At 57.8% G+C, this 2133-nt stretch carries 2 protein-coding genes; both read left to right on the forward strand.

The window, feature by feature from the left end:
- The first annotated feature begins 39 nt into the window (after positions 1-39).
- Positions 40-1272, forward strand: a complete 1233-nt coding sequence (locus tag ACUTQW_RS24120) for a thioester reductase domain-containing protein (RefSeq protein ID WP_006328022.1) — start codon at positions 40-42, stop codon at positions 1270-1272.
- Between the two features lie 33 nt (positions 1273-1305).
- Entirely contained in the window at positions 1306-2085 is a 780-nt protein-coding gene (locus tag ACUTQW_RS24125) for an amidohydrolase (protein WP_006328020.1), read from the forward strand.
- Positions 2086-2133: the final 48 nt, after the last annotated feature.

A 2133-nucleotide genomic window follows, 5' to 3' on the forward strand; every position in this document is an offset into this window, starting at 1 on the left:
CGGGTCAGGCTCATTTAATCGCTTTGTTGAGGGATGAACATGGTCAATGTTAATCAACAGGTAAAAAATATACTGCTTACCGGCGCAACGGGGGTATTGGGCGGCCGTATCCTGCTCGAAATCCTGCAGAGTACCGACGCCTGCGTGTACTGTCTGGTGCGCGCCGCCAGCCCGCAGCAGGCGCTGGAGAGGCTGGAACAACTTCTCTATACCTACGATCCCGAACGTCGCAGCCGGGAACATCTCTGGCGCGTGATCCCGCTGATCGGGGACATCACCCAGCCAAGGCTCGGGTTGGACCAGGCGGATTACCAGGAACTGGCAATGGGGATCGATCGCGTTATCCATTGTGCAGCTAACGTCAGCCTGGTGGCGTCGTACGGCAAAATCGCGCCGGTCAACGTCGGCGGTACGCAGAACCTTATTGCGCTGTGTCTGCTGGGCAATGTGCCGCTGCTCTATACCTCAAGCTTCAGCATCGTCGGCGATAAGCTTTACCAGGACGGGTTTACGCTGCAGGAAACGGATTTGGACGTCGGCCAGTCGTTTAATGACATGGACTATGAACGATCCAAGTTCGAAGCGGAGCAGGCGGTACACGAGGCGGGTAAACGCGGGCTGCGTTGGGTGATCACCCGGCCGGGCAATATCTGGGGTGACAGCGTCAGCGGGCGCTACCCGCTGGTGGAGACCCGGGTGAAGGGCATCTACTACGAGATGATCAAAGCGCTGGTGGAAACCGGTATGACGTTTAGCTCGCGGGAAGATTTTGATATTACGCCGGTGGATTACGTTGCCCGCGCATCGCTTTGCGCGATAGTGGACATAGACAGCTTCCAGGGCCGTACGCTCAACCTGACCCATCCCAACCCCATTACCTATGACGATATCGTCGACTTCCTGCGGCAGTACGGCTATCGCATCAGCACGCTGATCAACGCCGATTATTTCGACGCACTGACCGAAAACCGTCTCTGGTTACAAGGCAAACCTTATCGCTCCACCTTCACCGATCTGCTGGCGCTGTTCTACTGCGGCAGCGAAATCAGCGAGAAGGCCCGTTACGCCACGCAGCACACCCGTCAGCAGTTGTCGCATGCCGGGATTACCTGCGTGCCATGCGACCGTGCGCTGCTGTTCCGCTACTTCGATTATCTGGTGGAAAGCGGTTTTATCGCCGCGCCCGGGCAGCAGGGGCCTGCCGCTGAAATTCGGGAAATCGTGCGTCAGGGCGGCTTCCTGGAGCAACTGTATGACGCCGATCTGCGCTGAAAAAATCACACATTATTGAGGGAGATTAGAGACATGACAGATCAGGATCTGCGCGTCACCTTGGTCCAGAGCGACATTATCTGGGAAGACGCCGAACGTAATCGCCGCCGTATGGCGGAGCACATCGCCAAGGCCGAAGCCAGCGACATTATTATCCTGCCGGAAATGTTCACCACCGGCTTTTCCATGGCGCCGCGGGGGATCGCGGAAACCATGCAGGGGCCTGGCATCGCGTGGATGCAGGAGCGCGCCTCTCATTCCGGCAGCGCGTTGGTGGGCAGCATGATCATCACCGAAGAAGGGCGCTTTTATAACCGCCTGCTGTTTGTCACGCCGGACGGCGGCATTGCGCACTACGACAAAAAACACCTTTTCTCTTTTGCCGAAGAGGACCGGGAATATACCGCGGGCGAGGCTCAGTTGGTGGTTAAGCATCGCGGCTGGCGCATTGCGCCTTTTATCTGTTACGACCTGCGCTTTCCCCTTTGGTCACGCAATGCGGACGCTCGCTACGACGTCGCTCTCTATATCGCCAGCTGGCCGGAAAAGCGCGCGGCGCATTGGCAAGCCCTGCTCACCGCGCGGGCGATTGAAAATCAAAGCTACGTGATTGGCGTCAACCGCGTGGGAGAGGACGGTAACCGGCTGCGCTACAACGGCCACTCGATGCTTATCGACCCGCTCGGCGAGGTTCTGATCGATGAGGTGGAGGTGGAAAGCGTGCGCAACGCCACGCTGTCGCGTGAGCATTTGCTGGGTGTCAGGGAGCAATTGCCTTTCCTCAGGGATGCAGACGCGTTTGCGCTGATCTAACCCCTTTTACCGTTATCCCCGTCAAGAAAAGCAAAGGAAGGATGGCAA

Source organism: Serratia sp. TSA_7 (assembly GCF_052692135.1).